Genomic DNA, 18,993 nt, shown 5'->3' with positions numbered 1-18,993 from the left:
ACCGGGGCGCACATTGACCGCCCCGCCGCACCGATCGCGCCCCACACGCAGCCGGGCACCGGCCACAGCGCGGCAGGCGCGGCGCGCGGGCGGGGCGCCGCGGGCGGGCGGGTTCCGTGAGTTTGGGGCGCATTCCGTGCACCGGGGCGCACGGTGACCGCCCCGCTGCACCGATCGCGCCCCACGCCCGGCCCGGCACGAGCGCTGCCCGGCAGACGGGGCGCGACGGGCGCGACGGCCTCAGCCCGCGACGCTGCTCTCGCGCACCACCAGCGAGGTCGGCACCGACTCCGCCACCGGCTCGCCGCCCTCGATCGCCGCGATCAGCGCGACGACGACGCGCACGCCGAGGGCGTCGAAGTCCTGGCGCACGGTGCTCAACGGGGGGCGGTACTCGCTGGCATCCACGATGTCGTCGAAACCGACCACGGCGACGTCGTCGGGCACGCGCCGTCCCGCCTCGGCGAAGGCCCGCAGCGCCCCGAGCGCCATCTGGTCGTTCGCGACGAAGACGGCGGTGGCCTCGACCAGCGCACGCGCGGCGCGGTGACCCGAGGCCGAGGTCCAGTCGCCGCGCACGGGTTCGGGCACGGTGGCGCCGACCTCGACGAGGGCCGCGCGCCACCCGCGCTCGCGCTCGGCGGCGGCGAAGGAGCGCAGCGGGCCGGCCAGATGGTGCACGGTGTCGTGGCCGAGCGACAGCAGATGCGCGGTCGCGGCGCGGGCCCCGGCGGCGTGGTCGGTCTGCACGATCGAGAAACGCGGGTCGGGCGGGGAGTCGACGACGACGAGGTGCAGGTCGGCCGGGGGCTCGACGTCGCGCGCCAACTCGGTCGCCTCGTTCAGCACGACGGCGCCGTCGACGCCCTGCGAGCGCAGTCGGGCGAAGGCGTCGCGGATGCCGCGTTCTTTGACCGTCACGACGGCGAGGGCGTAGTCGCGGGCCGCGGCCGCCTCGGAGATCGCCTGCAGCATGCGGGAGTTGCCGACCGAGGCGAGGGTCGACACGACGAGGCCGATGGTCGAGGTCTGGCCGGTGCGCAGGGCGCGGGCGGCGCGGTGCATGCGGTAGCCCAGGTCGGCCATGGCCTTCTCGACGCGGGCGCGGGTGGCCGGATCGACCCGGGGGCTGCCGTTGGCCACGCGCGACACCGTCTGCGCCGAGACCCCGGCCCGGACGGCCACGTCGGCCATGGATACGCGCATCATTCTCCTCGATGTTGACGATAGCATGGGCGCGCTGTAGCGTGTTATCGTGAACATGCACACCCCCTCCGCGGTGCGTCTCGGCGCCGGAGTCGTCAAGCGCCCGACGCTGCTCGCCGACGGCCGCGAGCTCATCTACTTCGACGACCCCGGCACCGCGCTCGGCGCCGAGCGCTCGGTCGACGCCCGCACGCTCGACCCGCGGCCGACCACCGCCACCATGCGCCAGGACGTGCTGACCGGCGACTGGATCACCGTGGCATCCAACCGCCAGAACCGCGCGTTCCTGCCCCCCGCGCACCTCGACCCGCTGTCGCCGCAGACGCCGACGAACCCGTCGGAGATCCCGTCGCTCTACGACGTCGCGGTGTTCGAGAACAAGTCCCCGTCGTTCGGTCCCGCGCTCGACATCGCGCTCGGCGACGTTCCCGCCGCCGTCGACCCGCCGCGCGGCGACGACGACCTCGAGCACCTCGGACTCGGTCGCACCCGCACCTCGGTCGGTCGCTGCGAGGTCGTCTGCTTCAGTCCCGCGCACGAGGGCTCGTTCGGTTCGCTCTCGCGCACCCGCGCCCGCACCGTGATCGAAGCGTGGGCCGACCGCACGGCGGCGTTGTCGGCTCTGCCCGGCATCCGCCAGGTGTTCCCGTTCGAGAACCGCGGGCAGGAGATCGGGGTCACCCTCGCCCACCCGCACGGGCAGATCTACGCCTACCCGTACGTCACCCCGCGCACGCACCGCCTGCTCGACACGATCTCGCGGAGTTCCAACGATCTGTTCGCGCGCATCCTCGAATTCGAGTCGGCGGGAGAGCGCGTCGTGCTGCGGGGCAAGCACTGGACGGCGTTCGTGCCCTTCGCCGCGCGCTGGCCCGTCGAGGTGCACGTGCTGCCGCACCGCCACGTCGCCGACCTGGCCGAGACCACCGACGCCGAGCGCGACGAGCTCGCCCCGTTCTACCTGCGGCTGCTGCGCGGCATCGATGCGCTGTACGACACCCCCACGCCCTACATCGCCGCGTGGCACCAGGCCCCGGTCGGGCGCGGACGCGAAGCCGTACGCCTCAACCTGCAGATCACCTCGCCCCGCCGCGCCGCCGACAAGCTGAAGTACCTCGCCGGATCCGAAGCCGCCATGGGCGCCTGGATCGGCGACGTGACCCCCGAGTCGCAGGCCGAGCGTCTGCGCGCCGCCCTCGACACCGTTCCGGAGGTGACGGCATGACCGCCGTCGACGACGCCCGCACCCTTCTCGCCACGCTGACCGATCGCCCCCTCGCGGGAGTGTGGTCGGCCCCCGGTCGCGCCAACCTCATCGGCGAGCACACCGACTACAACGAGGGCTTCGTCTTCCCCTTCGCGATCGCCCAGCGCACCGCCGCCGCCGTGGCCCTGCGCGACGACGACCTGATCCGCGTGCGTTCGACCTTCTCAGACGACACCGTGGAGGTGTCGCTCGCCGACCTCGACGCGCGCATCGCCGGCGGCGGCCTCGACTGGGCGGGCTACCCGCTGGGCGTCGCGTGGGCGCTGCGGCGGGCGGCCCCGGATGCCGTGACCCGCGGCGTCGACCTCGCCCTGGCGTCGGAGGTCCCCGTCGGCGCCGGACTGTCGTCGTCGGCCGCGATCGAGGGAGCCGTGGCCTCCGCCCTCGACGACGTGTGGCGCGCCGGGCTCGACAAGGTCGCCCTCGCCCGGGTCGGCCGCGTGGCCGAGAACGACGCGGTCGGCGCCCCGACGGGGATCATGGACCAGATGGCGTCGATGCTGGGCGTCGCGGACGCCGCGACCTTCCTCGACTGCCGCACGCTCGAGACCCGCCCCGTGGCGCTCGGGTTCGCCGAGGCGGGGCTGTCGATCCTCGTCGTCGACACGCTGGTCGAGCACGCGCACTCCTCGGGCGGCTACCGCGAACGCCGTGCCTCGTGCGAGAAGGGCGCCGCCGCCTTCGACGTGCCGGCACTGCGCGACCTCACCGTCGACGATCTGCCCCGCGCCGCAGAGATCCTGGATGACGTGACCTTCCGCCGCGTGCGGCACATCGTCACCGAGAACCAGCGCGTGCTCGACACCGTCGCCGCCCTCGACGCCGACGGTCCCTCCGCCATCGGCGACCTGCTCACCGCCTCGCACGTCTCGATGCGCGACGACTTCGAGATCTCGGTCCCCGAGCTCGACCTGGCCGTCGAGACGGCGCTGGCCTCGGGCGCCCTGGGCGCCCGCATGACCGGCGGCGGCTTCGGCGGAGCGGCGATCGCGCTGATCTCCACCGACCTCCTCCCGGCGGCGACCGAGGCCGTGCGCGCCGCGTTCGCGGCATCCGGGTTCCGCGCTCCGAACATCTTCACGGTCACCCCGTCGGAGGGCGCGCGCCGCGACGCGTGACGACGCTGCCGCGGGTGGTGGCAGGGGCCTGTACTCACCCCGGGGCGCGGGCGTACCCTGCCGACAACCGGGAGGGACCATGAACGACGACGACGTGCGCGCCTGGCTGGCCGACAGCGACCCGAGCCTGCGATGGAAGGTCGAGCGCGATCTGCTCGACGCACCCGAGGAGCGATGGCGGGCCACCCGCGCCCGCGTCGCGCACGAGGGGTTCGGCGCACGCCTGCTCGCCGCCCAGGGCGACGACGGGCTCTGGGCCGGTGGCGCGCACTTCCCGGCGGACTTCACCGGAGAGGAGCCGCAGCCGTGGACGGCTACGTCGTGGTCGCTCATGAGCCTGCGCGAATGGGGCGTGGATGCCACGGCCCTGCGCCCCGACACCGCCGGCCTCCTGGAGCGCAACGCCCGCTGGGAGTACGAGGACCGTCCTTTCTGGCACGGCGAGGTCGATGCGTGCATCAACGCGTTCACGCTCGCGAGCGGAGCGTGGCTGGGAGCCGACGTCGACGGCATCCGGACCTGGTTCGTCGCCCACCGGCTGCCCGACGGCGGGTGGAACTGCGAGTGGGTCGAGGGGTCGACCCGGTCATCGTTCCACTCGACGATCAACTCCGTCATCGGCATCCTCGACGACGAGTGGCGCACCGGCGGAACGCGCGAGCTGCACGCCGCGCGCAAGGCGGCCGAGGAGTACCTGCTCGAACGGCGTCTGCTCCACCGCCTGTCCACCGGCGAGCGGCACGTCTGGGCGCATCACCTGGGCTATCCCTTCCGTTTCCGCTACAGCGCGCTGCGCGCGCTCGACCACTTCCGCGCCGCGGCGCTGCACGACGGTGACGACCCCGACCCGCGTCTCACCGACGCGATCGACCGGGTGCGGGCCTCGCGCGACCCCGACGGCACCTGGCATCAGGCGTACCCGCCCGAGGGCCGGGAGTGGTTCCCCGTCGACGTGCCCGCCGGCGAGCCGTCACGGTGGCTGACGTTCTTCGCGCTGCGCGTGCTGCGGTGGTGGGACGGGGCTTCGGGCACCTCGCGTGCGGGGGACGGGCGCGACGCGGCAGGATGAGGGGATGGATGCCGCTCCCCTCGCCGTGACCTCGAGAGGGGCGGTGCGCGGGTTCCGACGCGGGATCACCGCCGTGTTCCTCGGCATCCCGTTCGCCCAGGCGCCCGTCGGGACCCTGCGCTTCGCCGCGCCGACCCCGGTCGAGCCCTGGGAGGGCGAACGCGACGCGACGGCGTACGGCCCCACCGCCCAGCGCGGCGACGCGGGCATCACCCTCATCCCCGAGCCGAGCGTGCCCGGAGACGCCACGCTGAACGTCAACGTCTTCGCTCCGGTCGACGCGACCCCGGATGCCGCCCTCCCCGTGCTCGTGTGGATCCACGGCGGGGGCTACACCTCGGGGTCTCCCGCCAGTCGCTGGTACGACGGCGACGCGTTCGCGAGCGGGGCGGGGTCGTCACGGTCGTGATCTCGTACCGCATCGGATTCGACGGGTACGGGCTCATCGAGGGCGCTCCCGCGAACCGGGGCCTGCGCGATCAGATCGCCGCCCTCGAGTGGGTGCGCGACGAGATCCGCGCGTTCGGGGGCGACCCCTCACGCGTGACCGTGGCGGGGCAGTCGGCGGGCGGGGGGTCGGTTCTCGCGCTGATGACGAGCCCCGCGGCATCCGGGCTCTTCCACGGAGCGATGGCACTGTCGCCCGCGATCGGGGCGGTGCCCGCAGAGACCGCGCGGCGCTTCGCCGCCCGTGTCGCCGCGCTCGCGGGCGTCGCGGCCGGCCGGGAGGGCTTCGCGTCGGTGGCGGAAGAACGTCTGGTCGCTCTGCAGAAGGTCGCCGGCAAGCCCGAGCGCGGGCGGGCCCTCGCCTCGCTCGTCGCACTACTCGACGACGGGCTGCCGATCGGCCCGGTGATCGACGGCGACCTGGTGCCGCGGCATCCGCTCGACGCCCTCGCCGACGGGGTGGCCGCCGACGTGCCGCTCCTGATCGGATCGACCGACGACGAGTTCACCATGCTGACCGCGAGGTTCCGTCGCCTGCTGCGCCTCGTCCCGGTGCCGTTCGCCCTGGCCGTCCTGGGGCTCGGCCGTTCGAGGCGTCGGGAGTATCTCGGGCGCACACGGCGGCGCGGGGCCGCGGCGGTGCTCGGCGGCTACGCGTCGGATCGGGTGATCCGCGCGACGGTGCTCCGTGTCGCGCGAGCGCGGAGCGGTGCGGCCACGTGGGTGTACCGCTTCGCCTGGCGGTCGCCGTCGCCGAAGCTCGGGGTCGCCTGCCACTGCCTCGACGTCCCGTTCTGGTTCGACCACCTCGACGCCGACGGGGTCACGACCATCGCCGGGATCGCACCGCCCTCCGACCTGGCCACCCAGCTGCACGGCGCCGCGATCTCGTTGGTGCGCGACGGCGATCCCGGGTGGCCGGCCTGGGATGCCGCGTCGCGACGCGCGCGCGTGTTCGACGCTCCGGCAGCCGTCCCACCCGTCGAGCTCGACGCCTACGCCGAGGTGGCTCCGCTGGTCTGACGTCCCGCTCACCCGGAGGTGCGGGGTCGCGACGCGTCACTCGGGGCGATGCGAGGCCGCGCTCGACCCGCCCAGGGCCTGCCGCCGGCTCAGAGGTGCGGGATGACCGCGCGCTCGAACAGCGAGATGCCCGAGGTGTCGTACGCCGCCTCGGGGAAGTAGTGGATCGCGTAGCCGAGGCCGTGGGCGGCGCGTTCGCGCAACCGCTCGACGATCTGCTCGGGGGTGCCGAAGCCGTCGGAGGAGCGGTAGTCGGCCTCGATGGCGTCGGCCCGCTCGTCTCCCACGTGCGGGCGCAGCCGCGCGACGACCGCCGCGAGACGGTCGTTCGCCTCGGCCTCGGTCGCGGCGACGATCGTGTTGAAGTTGGTCGAGCGGGTGATCTCGCCGGCATCGCGACCGAGCGCCTCGCAGTGCCCGCGCAGGACCTCGGACTTGTGGTCGAACTCGTCGAGCGAGCCGCCGAAATTCGTGTACGAGGCGTACTTCGCCGCGATCTTGAGCGTGACCTTCTCGCCACCGCCGGCGATCCACAGCGGAATGCCGCCCGGCTGCAGCGGACGCGGCTGCACGATCGCGCCGTCGACCTCGTAGTACTTGCCCGACAGGGTGGCTTCACCGGTGGTCCACGCCTGGTGCATGATCTCGACGCCCTCGCGCAGGCGCCCGAGACGCTCGGCGATGGGCGGGAAGCCGTAGCCGTAGGCGCGCCATTCGTGCTCGTACCAGCCGCCGCCGATGCCCATCTCGGCGCGACCTCCCGAGATGATGTCGACGGTGGCGGCGACCTTGGCGAGGTACGCGGGATTGCGGTAGCCCATGCACGTGCACATCTGACCGAGGCGCACGCGGTCGGTCGCCGCGGCGAAGGCGGCCATGAGCGTCCAGGCCTCGTGGGTCGCCTCGGCGCTGGGCACCGGGGTGGTGTGGAAGTGGTCGTAGACCCACAGCGACGCCCAGGGCCCGTCGTCGGCGCTCTGCGCGAGCGAGTTCATCACCCGCCAGTGCTCGGCGGGGTCGATGCCCACCAGATCGAAGCGCCAGCCCTGCGGAACGAAGATGCCGAATTCCATGCGCTCACCCTAGGCGTGGCCGCCGACATCGCGCACCCCCCGGCCGGGTCCCGCCGCACCCCGATGCGAGGCGCCGCGAGCCGGACCCCGACGGCCGGAGCCTCAGAGCCCGACCCGGCGCTGCTGCCAGGGGAGGCCGCCCATCATGCTCAGCACGGCGACGATCGCGATCCCCAGGGCCGCGGCGGCCCCGAGCAACGGCGCCACCACGGGCGGCAGACCGCCCCGCGCGGGCGGCACGAGACCGGCCGCCTGCGGCTGGGTGGTCAACGGAGCGTTCATCGCGAGGAACGAGGCCGCGGACGCGGCGGCGGGGATGCTCGCCGGTGCGCGGCGCAGCAGGTTCTCGGGCGCCGCCCCGGCGACCCCTCCGGCGCCCCCGCTCGAGGGCGGAGTCGCGACGGGCGCGGTGGCGTCGTAGCTCACCGTGACCGGCGACGCCGGCTTCGCGGCATCCCGGACTCCCCCGGTGGTGAGCCAGTATCCCTGCTGCCCCGTCTGCCGGTGGAAGTCGACGAACGACTGCGGGAACGATCCCCAGTAGGCCTCGTTGATCCCCGAGCGGGCCACCTGGCCGGCTCCGACGCTCACCACTCCCCGGAACTCGGGCGTGACCGAGAAGCCCCGGTCGGCACCCACGTCGGCGGAGCGGATGTCGGCGAGCACCACCTCTTGCTCGGCGATCGGATTCCACACCGTGACATCGTCCATCGACGTGCCGAACCCGCTCGCCGTCGCGACCAACCGGCCCGCGCCCGAGGCGTCGAGCGTGAGCCGAGGGTCGGTCACACTCCAGTACGTCATGCCGCCGTAGAAGGCCACGGTGAACGACCCCGACCACCGGATGTCGAGCGCTCCGTCGCGGCGTTGTCCGGTTCCGCCCTCGATGACGACCTGATTGCCCGTCGTGCTCGAGGTCGACGACACCGTCACGGCGGCTCCCGTCGGGTCGAGGCACTTCGTCTCCCACGACGCGGTGGCGAACCCGCCGTCGGCGGTGGGCTTCTCGACGCGCACCGCCCCCTCCTGCGCGCGGTAGAGCCCGTCGTCGCGCGTCCACACCCGGGATCCCCCCGCGTCGCCCGCGCGTCCGGCGCTGAGGAAGTTGCATCCGCCCGCGAAGGCTCCCCCGCCCGACTCGGCGTTCAGCCCCCACCGCAGTTGCGCGCTCGAGATCGCGCCGTCGCCCCCGCCCGATCCCGGCGGCCCCGGCACCGTGACGATCACGTCGCCCGGGCCCGCGGCCGCCGCCGACAGGGGGACGCCCGCCACGAGAGCCACCGCGACGGCGATCCCCGCCCGCAGCATCGTCATCGACCTCATCGGGGTGCTCCCGCCGAGAGAGGCAGGGGTTCGGTCGGCGACGCCGCGGGCGCACCCGAGCCCGCGGGCGGGGCAGACGCCCCCGCGGGCGCGACCCGAGCCGCGCGGCGGGCCCGACGGCGCGCGCGAGCGCGCACGAGGGCGGTGATGACGCTCGTGACCACCAGCGCCATCGATAGCACGATGCACGCCAGCAGCACCACGATCGCCCAGGTCGGAACGACCGGCGTCGTCTCGGCGACGGTCGCGCTCGTTCCCCCCGTCACGCTCACCTCCGCCTCGGCGACACCGCCGGAGCCCGCCCCGCGCAGCGTGATCAGGTGTGTCCCGTCGCGGATGTCGCGCGGAACCGGGAGGGCGGCGGCCACCTCGCCCTGCGTTCCGGCGGTCAACGGCCCCACGGCCGTGAGCCCGCCGTCGAGGGCGGCGACGATCTGCTCCCCGGGGGTGAACCCCTGCCCCGTGAAGACGATCGAGGAGCCGGCGACGACGCTCCCCGCCTCGACGCCGACGCGCACCGCTCCCGCCGCCGCCGGCGCCGACCCGGCGGGTGCCGATTCGGCGGGGGTCGATTCGGCGGGGGCCGCCGCCTGGAAGGACAGCGGGGTGAAGGTCTCGTTGTTGGCGTTCTTCACGCCGTGCGCTCCGATGGTGATGATGCCGCACGTGACACGCCGGCAGTCCACCTCGCTGATGCGCCCCTCGCGATCCTGACTCTCGAACACCGCCCCCGGGATGACCATGCCGATGGACCACGACCCGTCGGCGCCGAGCGTCCCGTTCGCGGAGCTCTCGGTCTGGCTGCCGGGGAAGGCGAGGAACCGCTGATACCCGTTGTTCTCGGCGGACTCCGCGTCGGGGACGTATCGGTAGTCCTCGCCGACGACACCGCCCGCGCTCGGTCGCCACGACCCGCCGCCGGCGTCGTCGACCCAGCCGAAGAGCACGTAGATGCCGCCGAAGCCGTTCGGGATCGACTGGAAGCCCGACCCCCACACCGTCACCTCGGTCGCGTAGTCCGCATCGACCGAGGCCGAGCCGGAGGGGCCGGTGACCGACACGGATCCGGCGGCCCACGCGGGGGCGTCGGTGACGGTGACGACGCTCGCCGCCACGACCAGCGCGGTCGCGACGGCGACGAAGGAGCGGGTGAGGTTCTTCATGCGATGCGTTCTCCGGGCTCGGGGGGAGGGGCGAGGGAGGGGGCGACGACGACCAGCAGCGTGCCGCGAGGTCCGTCGATGACGTCGATCGGATGCCGATACACCCGCGTGAGCAGGGCGGGATCGAGCACCTCGCGCGGCGGCCCGGCGGCGACGACGCGACCGTCGTCGAGCAGGGCGATGCGGTCGGCGTAGGCGGCGGCGAGTCCCAGATCGTGCAGCACCACGACGGCGGCTCCCCCGGCATCCACCCGCTCGCGCGTGCGCGCGAGCACCCGGTGCTGATGGCGGATGTCGAGGCTCGCGGTGGGCTCGTCGAGCAGCGCGATCGCGCACTCCTGGGCGAAGGAGCGGGCGAAGGCCGTGCGGGCGCGCTCGCCGCCCGAGAGCGCGGTGACGGGCCGTTCGGCGAATGCCTCGACCTCGCCGGCGGCCATCGCCTCGGCCACCGCGGCGTCGTCCCGCGAGGCCGAGGGATGCCGGCGCCAGGGTGCCCGTCCCATCCGCACCACGTCGTGGACGGCGAAGGGGAACGACACCTCGTTGCTCTGCGTGAGCACCGACCGTCGCCGCGCGCGCTCGGCGACCGGCCAGGCGTCGAGCGTCGCTCCGTCGAGCTCGACGGAGCCCTCCACCGGCGCCCGGTCTCCCGCCAGCACCGACAGCAGCGTCGATTTGCCCGCGCCGTTCGGTCCGACCAGCGCGAGCAGCTCGCCCGCCGAGAGATCGAGGTGGACGCCGTCGAGGACCCGGCGTCCGCCCACCTCGACCGACACTCCGCGCGCGCGCAGCACCGGCGTCATCCCCATCCTCCCGATCGGCGACGCGCGCGCCGCAGCAGCCAGAAGAAGAAGGGGCCGCCGATGAGGGCGGTGAGCATGCCGATCGGCAGCTCGGACCCCGGTACGGCGGTGCGCGCGACGAGGTCGCCCGCCACGAGCAGCACCGACCCGCCGAGCGCGCTGGCGGGGAGCAGCAGCCGGTGCCCGGGGCCGAGCACCATGCGCATGAGGTGCGGCACGACGAGGCCGACGAAACCGATGATCCCGCAGAAGGCGACGGCCGCGCACGTGAGCAGCGCGATCACGACGATGGCGACGACGCGCAGCCGCTCGACGCGCACACCGAGATGCTCGGCCTGACGCTCGCCGAGGGCGAGCAGGTCGAGGCTGCCCGCCAGGAACAGGCACGCGGTGATCCCCACCGCGGCGATCGGCGCCACGATCGCCAGGTCGTCCCAGCGGGTGCCGTTCAGCGACCCGAGCTGCCAGAACACGATCTGCTCCCGCTGCTGCGTCGACCCGAGGTAGGTGAACAGGGCGATCGCGGCTCCCCCGACGGCGTTGACGGCGATGCCGGTGAGCACGAGCGTGACGACCTCGGTGCGCCCGTCGGCGCGGGCGGAGGCGTACACGATGACGATCGCGACCAGTCCGCCCGCGAAGGCGAGCACCGGAAGGGTGAGCGGTCCGAGGAACGTCAGCCCGAAGACGATGGATGCCGAGGCCCCCACCGCCGCTCCCGACGAGATGCCGATGACGCCGGGCTCCGCCAGGGGGTTTCGGAAGACGCCCTGCATGACCACACCGGCGGCGGCGAGCGTGGCCCCGACGAGCACCGCCATGATCAGGCGGGGCATGCGGATGAGCCACAGCGTCGCCTCGCCGTTGACGTGCGCGATCGCCGCCCCCGGGGCCACCGCGAGCGCATCCAGCCCGACCGCGCGCACACCGTCGTTCCAGGCACGCGCGAAGGCGCCGAGCACCTGGTCGGGTGGGATCGAGAGCTGACCGCTGCCCGCCGAGACGACGACGAGGACCACCAGCGCCGCGGACATCGCGCCGAAGACCGCGGGGATCCGCAGGCGGGACCGCGCCGCGGGCGCGGCGACCCGCACCCGCTCGCGCGGGACGACGCCCGCGCTCACCCCGCGGCCTCCGGCGCGTACACGGCCACGGCGAGCGCGTCGAGTACGTCGGCGGCGGCGGGGCCGAAGCTCAGCACGGTGGTGTCGGACATGTCGACGATGCGGCGGTGGCGCCCGGCGTCGGTCTGCGCGACGGCGGGCAGATGCTCGACGAGCCCGTCGACGCCGTCGACCGACTCGAGGCCCTTCGTCATCATGATGAGCAGGTCGGGATTGGCGTCGACGAGCGCCTCGTCGGTGATGGGCCGCATCCCCGTCCACCCGATCTCGCCGGCGACGTCGATTCCGCCGAGCGCCTCGATCAGACTGTCGGCGCCGGACTCCTCGCCGAAGAGGTAGTAGACGCCCGACTGCCCGCGCACGTAGAGGAACATCATGCGGAGCTTGCGGGCGGGGTCGGCCGGTGCCACCGCCGCGATCTGGGCGATCTTGGCCTCGACATCGGCGGTGCTGCGGGCGGCGAGGGCCGCCGCGCGCTCGGGGACGCCCAGCGCGGTTCCCACCTGCGTGATGAGCGAGCCGATCGAGTCGAGCGAGCGGTGGGAGTCCACGACCACGACGGGGATGCCGGCATCCCTCATCTGCAGGATCGTGTCCCACGGCCCGAGGCTCGAGTCGGTGAGGATGACGGTGGGGGCGGCGTCGAGGATCGCCTCGGCGTTGAGGTCGTGCCCGTTCTCGGTGACCACGGGCAGGTGCGCCGCCTCGGGGAAGGCGCTGGACACGTCGCGCGCGACGACGTGGTCGCCGAGACCGAGTTCGAACACGATGCGCGAGAGCGAGCCGTAGATGTCGAGCGTGAGGATGCGCGTGGCGTCGGTGACGGTGACGGCGGTGCCCTGCGCGTCGGTGACCGTCGCCGGCAGCGTCTGGACACCGTCGGTGACGGGGTCGATGGGGGCGGAGGCGGCGACCGCGGTCGACGGGCCCTCCCACGCGAGCGGGTCGCCGAGCGGCGTCACTTCGGCCAGCGGCGGCGTCGCGACGGCCTCGCCGCCGTGCGCCGATCCGGCGGCGTCGCACGCCGTCACGGCGAGGGTGACCACCATCGCCAGGGCGAGCGTGGCGAGGGCGCGGGTCGTTCGACGAGTCATGAAAAGACCTCCAAGTAAGGTGAGCCTATCCTTAACATTGCCCCGCCGCGCGCCTTCTGCTTAGGTAAGGCTAACCTGTCCTCTCGCACCCACCCTCGGGTGCATCGACGCACGCCGTCGGGCCGCACCGGGGACAGAGAAGGGAATGACCGTGGACTCCTCCACGCGCAGGCACCGGTTCGCACGCCTCTCGGCAGCGACCCTCGCCACCACCGCACTCGCCCTGGGGGGCGCCCTCGTCGCCGCCCCCGCGCACGCCGCCGAGACGAGCATCGACGACGCCGTGTTCCGCTGGGGCATCAACGCCGAGTCGAACGCCGCCGCCTTCGCCCCCGGCACGGTGAACCTGCTCTCGGCCGGCATCGTGACCGCCACCTCGGCTGCCGACCGCGTGACCTCGTCGAACTGGAAGCAGAGCGACGGCAACACGAAGATCCTGAAGCGCCAGTCCGACGGCAGCTATGCCACCGCCACCTTCGCGGGACTGCGAACGGATGCCGCCGGCACGACCATCACGACCGGCAACGGCCTGAACTCCGGACACATCGCCGAGATCACCGGCGGAACCGGCACGGTCGACGTCGACGCCAACACGGCGGTCATCCAGTGGACCGGCTCGTTCACCTCGGCCTACTACTCGGGCATGACCCGCTCGTGGATCACCGACCCGAAGCTCACCGTCGCCTCCGACGGCACCGGCACCGTCACCGCCACGCTCGGCGGCTACGGCACCTCGATGGACGACCCCGACAAGTTCGAGACCCTGACCCCGGCGACGAACGTGGTCGTCGCCACGCTCACCGGTGTCGACGTGACCCCCACCGGCTTCACCGTCACCCCCGACTACCTCGGCCGCACGATCACCGTGCCCGAGGGTTCGGTCGCCCAGGTCACCGGTGGGGCGAACTCCGGCGCGTTCCCGCAGACGTTCGTCGACTTCCAGGGCAAGACCGGCCAGGGACCGTACTGGTACTCCTCGGGAGGCGCCGCCGACGCGCGCAAGCCCGCCAGCGCCCTGTCGGTCGCCTACACGGCAGCCCCGGTCGCGGCGACCCCCACGGTCACCGTGTCGAAGACCTCCGGCCTCGCCCAGGGTGAGACCGTCACCGTCAGCGGGAGCGGGTTCCTGCCCTCGGGCACCGCCACCAACGGCACGCGCCCGCCGCTGGCCGGGCAGTTCAGCGGCACCTACGTCGTCTTCGGCAAGTTCGCCGACACGTGGAAGCCCTCGGCCGGAGCCGCCTCGTCGGCGCGCTCGGTGATCGCCCAGAAGTGGGCCGTCCCCGCCGCGAGCATGGCGACCATCGGCGGCGCGAACGGCGGCGCCGTCGAGCTGAACGCCGACGGCACCTTCTCGGTCGACCTGGCCCTGACGACCACCGAGGCGCAGAACCTCGCCGCGGGCACGTTCGGCATCTACACCTACGCCGGCAGCGGCGCGGTGTACGCGCCCTTCGAGACCGCCACCCCCGTCACCTTCGCCTCGTCGTCCGACGTCATCGTCGAGGTTCCGGCGTGGGTCGAGAGCCCCACCGGTTCGTTCGGCTGGGCGTTCGAGGGCACCTCGCCCGCCAACCTCGGCACCGCCGTGCAGGACGGCGCGAACTTCGTGGCATCCGGATCGCTCACCAACCTCGTCGTGACCGACACGCGCGCCGGGGGCTCGTCGCCCTACACCTGGAGCATCTCGGGCCAGGTCGGCGACTTCGCGTCGTCGTCGGGCGGGTCGTTCTCGGGCGGACTGCTGGGGTGGAAGCCCAAGGTGGTCTCCGCGGGCAGCAGCGTCGCCGGTGGCGCCGAGGTGACCTCGACGCGACTGGGCGGCACGGGCCTGGGCGCCTCGCGCGTGCTGGCCTCGTCGACCTCGGCCGTCAGCGCGACCGTGGGCGCCGACCTCTCGCTGGTCATCCCGGGCACCACCCCCGCGGGCGACTACACCAGCAAGCTCACCATCACCGCCCTGCAGTAAGACACTCCCCGGGGGTCCCGGCTTCGGCCGGGGCCCCCTTTCCCATCGACCCGGAAGACACCGTGACCGCCTCGCCCTCCCTTCGCGTCCTCGCCCTCGCCGGCACCCTCGTCCTCGGACTGTCGACCCTGCCGCTCCCCGCCGCGGCGGCCGACGGCGGTGTGGCGTGGAGCGTGCAGACCGCCGACAACGCCAACGGCACCGGACGCGCCAACTTCTCGTACGACGTCGAGCCCGGCGCGGTCGTGACCGACACCATGGTCGTCGTCAACACCGGCACCGAGCCGCTGCCCCTGGCCGTCTACGCGGCCGACGCGTTCACCGCGCCGAGCGGCGAGATCGACGTGCTCGTCGACGGGGCACCCTCGCTCGGCGCCGGCACGTGGGTCGCCGTGCCCCCGACGGCCCTGCAGCTCGCACCGGGCGAGTCCGCCGACGTCGCGTTCACGATCACCGTGCCCGCCGACGCACGCCCCGGCGACCACGCTGCCGGGATCGTCACGTCGCTGACGAGCCAGGACGCATCGAGCACGCTGTCGGTGGACCGCCGCCTCGGCACCCGCATCAACCTGCGCGTCGCCGGGGAGCTCACCCCCGCCGCCGCGGTGACGGGCGTGACCGCGAGCTACGAGGGCTCGTGGAACCCCTTCGATTCGGGCCGCCTGATCGTGCGGTACTCGCTCGAGAACACCGGGAACACCCGGCTGACGGGCCTCGAGACGGTCACCACCTCGGGCCTGGCCGGGGTGCTGTCGACGACGACGACGCCGACGCAGGTGACCGAGATCATCCCCGCCTCCACGATCGACATGGAGCGCGAGATGCCGGCCTTCTCGCTCGGCTGGATCACCGGCACGCTGACGATCGCCCCCGCGGGCGTCGGACTCGGGGCCGGAGCCGTGAGCGAGGTGGTCACCGACTTCGCGATCCCGGCCGTGCCGTGGAGCCTGTACGGCCTGATCGCCCTCGTCGCGGGTGCGGCCGTCGCGATCGCCCTGGTCGTGCGACGCTCGATGCGCCGCCGCGACGCGGGTCGCCCCGCCGCGGACGCTCAGGCGGTCTGAGCGGCCTTGGCCCGCGCCAGGTCGACGAACAGCTCGGTGTTGAAGCGGTAGGCGACGAGCACCTCGGCGATGACGCGCTCCTTCTCGTCGTCGTCCCAGGGGGCGGCGTCGAGCTGCTCGCGGTAGACGCTCTTGAAGGCCTCCGGGTCGGCGATGTCGCCGAAGAGGTAGAACCCGATCCCGTTGGTGTCGAAGCCGAAGCGACGCTGCATGAGGCGACCGATGAACTGGCCCCCCGACAGGTCGCCGAGGTAGCGCGTGTAGTGGTGCGCGACGAAGCCGCCGGGCCAGGTGGCCGCGACCCGGCGGATGCGCGAGACGTACGCCTGCGTGGTGGGCAGCGGCGTGATGCTCTCGCGCCAGTCGGCCCCGAGCAGGAACGCGAGGTCGGCCTCGAGGGCGGGGAGGCGCGTGAGCTTGTCGCTGAGGAACACGGATGCCACGGGGTCGCGGCGCATGCGATCGGTGGCCTCCTCGAGCGCCTCGTAGATGAACCAGTGCTGCACGACGAGGGCGACGTAGTCCTCCCGCGTGCCGGCACCGCTCATCAGGTCGTTCATGAACCCGGCGTGCTCGCTCGTGGAGTGGGCGCTGCGCGAGCGCTCACGAAGAGCCGTGGAGAAGGAGATGAGGTCGCTCATGGGGCCATCATACGCAGGAAGTTAGGTTCACCTAACCTCCATTTTCCGATCAGTGGGGGCGTGGCGTCAGGCCCAGTCGCGCGCAGGCCGCGTCGTACAGGGCCACCACCTCACGGCGCACCTCCCGGCGCTCGGTGATCGACCCCGCCGGCCACGGAATCCGCACCGACGACGTCGCCCCCTCGTCGGAGGTGACGTCCCAGTCGCCGCCGTCGCCGTCGAATCCGGTCATGACCGCGGCCGACACCACCGGGTGCGGTCCGAACGCGCGGACGATCAACACGTTGTCGTCGAGGTGGTCGGCGTTCATGTGCGCGAGGACGGCGCGACGGGTGTCGGGGTCAAATTCGTGCGTCATTAGGCAAGCCTAACTTGGCACCCTCCCGCACGCAGAAGGTCGCGTCGTCCCCGCCCCCGGCGGGTCGACATTCCACGATTGCAGGTCTCGCTCCCAGACATCGGGGCGCAAAACGTGCGCCGGGGCGGTCACCAAACGCCCCAGTGCACGAAACACGCCCCGCTTCCCCAGCACACCCCACCACGAACGACAGGCGAGAACGCTCCCCACGGGCGGCGCCGTCGGCGCCCTCGCGCCTCAGCCGCGCACGGAGGCGTGGGGCAGACGCTTTCGCATCACGGCCACCGCGTCGGCATTGTCGTCGATGAGCACCGCGTCGCGCCCGAGGGGGGCGGCGACGGCGCCGAGGGTGCCGCTGCCGGCGAACATGTCGAGCACGCGGTCGCCGGGGCGGCTCGACGCCTGCACCATGCGGCGCAGGACGCCCTCGGGCTTCTGCGTCGGGTACCCGGTCTTCTCGCGTCCCGTCGTCGGCACGATCGTGTGCCACCAGACGTCGGTGGGCATCTTGCCGCGGGCGGCCTTCTCGGCCGTCACCAGCCCGGGGGCCATGTACGGCTCACGGTCGACGGCGTCGGAGTCGAAGAAGTACCGCTGCGGGTTCTTCACGTAGACCAGGATCGTCTCGTGCTTCGTGGGCCAGCGGCGCTTGGTCTTCGCGCCGTAGTCGTAGGCCCAGATCAACTCGTTGAGGAACCTGTCGCGCCCGAACAGCGCGTCGCACATGACCTTGGCGTAGTGCACCTCGCGGTAGTCGAGGTGCAGGTACAGCGTGCCGTCGTCGGCCAGCAGGCGCCAGGCCTCCACCAACCGGGGTTCGAGGAAGCCCCAGTAGTCGTCAAACCGGTCGTCGTAGGTGCGCAGGTCACCGCGCAACCGCGCGTACTCGCGCCCGTGGAAGCCGCGCTGCACCACGGGGGGCGGCGGCGGCTCCTCTTCGGGGAACACGAGCATGTTCGGGTCGTCGACCGATGCCGCCGCCTCGGGCTTCTCGGCATCCGGGGTCTCGTCGACCGGGGCCTTGCGCGTCGCCGACTCGACCGCTTTGGAGCGCGTGCGCCCGGTGTTGAAGGGCGGGTCGAGGTAGACCAGGGCGAAGGAGCCGTCGGGGTAGCCCGGAGTGACGGCCAGGTTGTCGGCGTGGTGGATCTCGACGCCGCCCGGCTCGGGGGCGTCGGTGGGGATCGGGGCGCTCACGGGACGCGCTGCAGCCACGCGTCGGTGGCGAACTTCGACTGCACGAGCGCCTCGGCCTCGGCGTACTCCTCGTCGGTGATGTGACCGGGGGTCGCGCCGTAGAGGGTCGTGAACGTCTGGATGAAACGCTCGATGACCTCGTCGCGCGGCAGGCCCGTCTGGCTGCGCAGCGGGTCGACGCGCTTGGCGGCCGAGACCGTGCCCTTGTCGCTGAGCTTCTCGCGGCCGATGCGCAGCACCTCGGTGAGCACCTGACCGTCCATGTCGTAGCTGAGGGTCGCGTGGTGCAGCACCCCGCCGTTGGCGAGGCGCTTCTGCGCGGCCCCGCCGATCTTGCCGTGGGGCCCGGCGATGTCGTTGAGCGGCTGGTACACCGCGTCGATGCCCAGCGAGCGCAGCGCCTGCAGCACCCAGTCGTCGAGGAACGCGTACGAGTCGGCGAAGGTCATGCCCGAGACGAGGGAGGCCGGCACGTACAGCGAGTACGTCACGATCGAGTTCGCGGCCATCAGCATGGCGCCGCCGCCCGAGATGCGACGCACGACGTCGAAGCCGTGCTTCTCGGCGCCGGCGGGGTCGACCTCGTTGCGCAGCGACTGGAACGAGCCGATGACGACGGCGCTCTCGTTCCACTCCCACAGGCGCAGCGTGGGTGTGCGCAGCCCCGCGCCCACCCGGGTGGTGAGCACCTCGTCGAGGGCGAGGTTCATGCGCGGCGAGACGGGGGCGTCGTGTACGACCTCCCACTCGAAGTCGGCCCAGCCGGGGGCGGTGACGAGGGCGCGGCGGATGGCCGTGGCGACCGACTCGGGGGTGAAGCCGAGCAGCTGCGCCCCCTCGGGCAGCGCGGCGCGGATCGCCGCCGCGATCGTGGGGACGTCGGACTCCACCGGCAGACCGGTGACGGCCGCGTCGATGTCGTCGAGGGCGTCGTCGGGCTCGAGGAAGAAGTCGCCCGCGAGGTGGAAGCCGTGGATGCGGCCCTCGCGCTCCTCGAGGTCGACGACGACCAGCTTCCCGCCGGGGACCTTGTACTCGCCGTGCATGCTCTCAG

Annotated in this window: 16 protein-coding genes and 1 pseudogene; 6 read left to right on the top strand and 11 right to left on the bottom strand. The window is 73.0% G+C overall.

All coding sequences use genetic code 11. The features are described from left to right. Window positions 1-240: 240 nt before the first annotated feature. Window positions 241-1,206, bottom strand: a complete 966-nt coding sequence (locus tag IFU40_RS04100; RefSeq protein WP_249404033.1) for a LacI family DNA-binding transcriptional regulator — start codon at window positions 1,204-1,206, stop codon at window positions 241-243. A gap of 55 nt (window positions 1,207-1,261) precedes the next feature. Here IFU40_RS04100 and galT point away from each other — a divergent pair, with 55 nt between their 5' ends. From galT to IFU40_RS04080, 4 genes and pseudogenes are all read left to right on the top strand, one after another. Then, window positions 1,262-2,431 (top strand): galactose-1-phosphate uridylyltransferase, encoded by a 1,170-nt coding sequence (galT, locus tag IFU40_RS04095; RefSeq protein ID WP_191925563.1) that lies wholly within the window; start codon window positions 1,262-1,264, stop codon window positions 2,429-2,431. After that, window positions 2,428-3,591, top strand: a complete 1,164-nt coding sequence (galK, locus tag IFU40_RS04090; RefSeq protein ID WP_191925462.1) for a galactokinase — start codon at window positions 2,428-2,430, stop codon at window positions 3,589-3,591. Before galT ends, galK begins: the two co-directional genes overlap by 4 nt. Before the next feature lie 79 nt (window positions 3,592-3,670). Beyond that, on the top strand, window positions 3,671-4,660 hold the full coding sequence (locus tag IFU40_RS04085; RefSeq protein ID WP_191925461.1) for a squalene cyclase: 990 nt from the start codon (window positions 3,671-3,673) through the stop codon (window positions 4,658-4,660). A 4-nt stretch (window positions 4,661-4,664) separates the two neighbouring features. Continuing rightward, window positions 4,665-6,130: pseudogene (locus IFU40_RS04080) on the top strand (carboxylesterase/lipase family protein). A gap of 89 nt (window positions 6,131-6,219) precedes the next feature. Here IFU40_RS04080 and IFU40_RS04075 read toward each other — a convergent pair. The 6 genes from IFU40_RS04075 to IFU40_RS04050 form a co-directional block, all read right to left on the bottom strand. After that, on the bottom strand, window positions 6,220-7,203 hold the full coding sequence (locus tag IFU40_RS04075) for an LLM class F420-dependent oxidoreductase (protein ID WP_055832894.1): 984 nt from the start codon (window positions 7,201-7,203) through the stop codon (window positions 6,220-6,222). 102 nt (window positions 7,204-7,305) lie between these two features. Further along, complete coding sequence (locus tag IFU40_RS04070; protein ID WP_191925460.1) at window positions 7,306-8,517, bottom strand: hypothetical protein; 1,212 nt, start codon at window positions 8,515-8,517, stop codon at window positions 7,306-7,308. A gap of 5 nt (window positions 8,518-8,522) precedes the next feature. After that, window positions 8,523-9,689 (bottom strand): hypothetical protein, encoded by a 1,167-nt coding sequence (locus IFU40_RS04065; protein ID WP_191925459.1) that lies wholly within the window; start codon window positions 9,687-9,689, stop codon window positions 8,523-8,525. Beyond that, window positions 9,686-10,492: a heme ABC transporter ATP-binding protein gene (locus IFU40_RS04060; protein WP_191925458.1), complete on the bottom strand. Its 807-nt coding sequence runs from the start codon at window positions 10,490-10,492 to the stop codon at window positions 9,686-9,688. Before IFU40_RS04060 ends, IFU40_RS04065 begins: the two co-directional genes overlap by 4 nt. Beyond that, the gene (locus tag IFU40_RS04055) at window positions 10,489-11,616 is read right to left on the bottom strand and encodes a FecCD family ABC transporter permease (protein WP_446724817.1); all 1,128 of its coding nucleotides are present in this window, start codon (window positions 11,614-11,616) and stop codon (window positions 10,489-10,491) included. Before IFU40_RS04055 ends, IFU40_RS04060 begins: the two co-directional genes overlap by 4 nt. Next, entirely contained in the window at window positions 11,613-12,710 is a 1,098-nt protein-coding gene (locus IFU40_RS04050; RefSeq protein WP_191925457.1) for a heme/hemin ABC transporter substrate-binding protein, read from the bottom strand. The genes IFU40_RS04055 and IFU40_RS04050 overlap by 4 nt, the downstream gene beginning before the upstream one ends. Before the next feature lie 145 nt (window positions 12,711-12,855). Here IFU40_RS04050 and IFU40_RS04045 point away from each other — a divergent pair, with 145 nt between their 5' ends. Beyond that, window positions 12,856-14,679, top strand: a complete 1,824-nt coding sequence (locus tag IFU40_RS04045) for a hypothetical protein (RefSeq protein ID WP_191925456.1) — start codon at window positions 12,856-12,858, stop codon at window positions 14,677-14,679. A gap of 62 nt (window positions 14,680-14,741) precedes the next feature. Next, complete coding sequence (locus IFU40_RS04040) at window positions 14,742-15,743, top strand: WxL protein peptidoglycan domain-containing protein (protein WP_191925455.1); 1,002 nt, start codon at window positions 14,742-14,744, stop codon at window positions 15,741-15,743. On the opposite strand, the gene IFU40_RS04035 is transcribed toward IFU40_RS04040, so the two are convergent. The 4 genes from IFU40_RS04035 to IFU40_RS04020 form a co-directional block, all read right to left on the bottom strand. Continuing rightward, the gene (locus IFU40_RS04035) at window positions 15,731-16,384 is read right to left on the bottom strand and encodes a biliverdin-producing heme oxygenase (protein ID WP_191925454.1); all 654 of its coding nucleotides are present in this window, start codon (window positions 16,382-16,384) and stop codon (window positions 15,731-15,733) included. The genes IFU40_RS04040 and IFU40_RS04035 overlap by 13 nt on opposite strands. A 49-nt stretch (window positions 16,385-16,433) precedes the next feature. After that, a complete protein-coding gene (locus IFU40_RS04030) occupies window positions 16,434-16,742 on the bottom strand; it encodes a DUF2470 domain-containing protein (protein ID WP_055832886.1) in 309 nt (102 codons plus the stop codon). A gap of 237 nt (window positions 16,743-16,979) precedes the next feature. Continuing rightward, window positions 16,980-17,939, bottom strand: a complete 960-nt coding sequence (locus IFU40_RS04025) for a DNA-methyltransferase (RefSeq protein WP_342343470.1) — start codon at window positions 17,937-17,939, stop codon at window positions 16,980-16,982. Next, the gene (locus IFU40_RS04020) at window positions 17,936-18,985 is read right to left on the bottom strand and encodes a lipoate--protein ligase family protein (RefSeq protein ID WP_191925453.1); all 1,050 of its coding nucleotides are present in this window, start codon (window positions 18,983-18,985) and stop codon (window positions 17,936-17,938) included. Before IFU40_RS04020 ends, IFU40_RS04025 begins: the two co-directional genes overlap by 4 nt. Window positions 18,986-18,993 lie beyond the last annotated feature (8 nt).

It is taken from the genome of Microbacterium sp. CFBP 13617 (genome assembly GCF_014839445.1).
In the GTDB taxonomy this organism is placed as follows: Bacteria; Actinomycetota; Actinomycetes; order Actinomycetales; family Microbacteriaceae; genus Microbacterium.
This window is presented reverse-complemented; position numbering and strand designations above follow the sequence as displayed.

What these genes read in the sequence shown, in the direction of transcription:
- IFU40_RS04100 (WP_249404033.1), bottom strand. Translation starts at nt 1,206, where the DNA reads ATGCGCGTATCCATGGCCGACGTGGCCGTCCGGGCCGGGGTCTCGGCG.
- galT (WP_191925563.1), top strand. Translation starts at nt 1,262, where the DNA reads ATGCACACCCCCTCCGCGGTGCGTCTCGGCGCCGGAGTCGTCAAGCGC.
- galK (WP_191925462.1), top strand. Translation starts at nt 2,428, where the DNA reads ATGACCGCCGTCGACGACGCCCGCACCCTTCTCGCCACGCTGACCGAT.
- IFU40_RS04085 (WP_191925461.1), top strand. Translation starts at nt 3,671, where the DNA reads ATGAACGACGACGACGTGCGCGCCTGGCTGGCCGACAGCGACCCGAGC.
- IFU40_RS04075 (WP_055832894.1), bottom strand. Translation starts at nt 7,203, where the DNA reads ATGGAATTCGGCATCTTCGTTCCGCAGGGCTGGCGCTTCGATCTGGTG.
- IFU40_RS04070 (WP_191925460.1), bottom strand. Translation starts at nt 8,517, where the DNA reads ATGACGATGCTGCGGGCGGGGATCGCCGTCGCGGTGGCTCTCGTGGCG.
- IFU40_RS04065 (WP_191925459.1), bottom strand. Translation starts at nt 9,689, where the DNA reads ATGAAGAACCTCACCCGCTCCTTCGTCGCCGTCGCGACCGCGCTGGTC.
- IFU40_RS04060 (WP_191925458.1), bottom strand. Translation starts at nt 10,492, where the DNA reads ATGACGCCGGTGCTGCGCGCGCGCGGAGTGTCGGTCGAGGTGGGCGGA.
- IFU40_RS04050 (WP_191925457.1), bottom strand. Translation starts at nt 12,710, where the DNA reads ATGACTCGTCGAACGACCCGCGCCCTCGCCACGCTCGCCCTGGCGATG.
- IFU40_RS04045 (WP_191925456.1), top strand. Translation starts at nt 12,856, where the DNA reads ATGACCGTGGACTCCTCCACGCGCAGGCACCGGTTCGCACGCCTCTCG.
- IFU40_RS04035 (WP_191925454.1), bottom strand. Translation starts at nt 16,384, where the DNA reads ATGAGCGACCTCATCTCCTTCTCCACGGCTCTTCGTGAGCGCTCGCGC.
- IFU40_RS04030 (WP_055832886.1), bottom strand. Translation starts at nt 16,742, where the DNA reads ATGACGCACGAATTTGACCCCGACACCCGTCGCGCCGTCCTCGCGCAC.
- IFU40_RS04020 (WP_191925453.1), bottom strand. Translation starts at nt 18,985, where the DNA reads ATGCACGGCGAGTACAAGGTCCCCGGCGGGAAGCTGGTCGTCGTCGAC.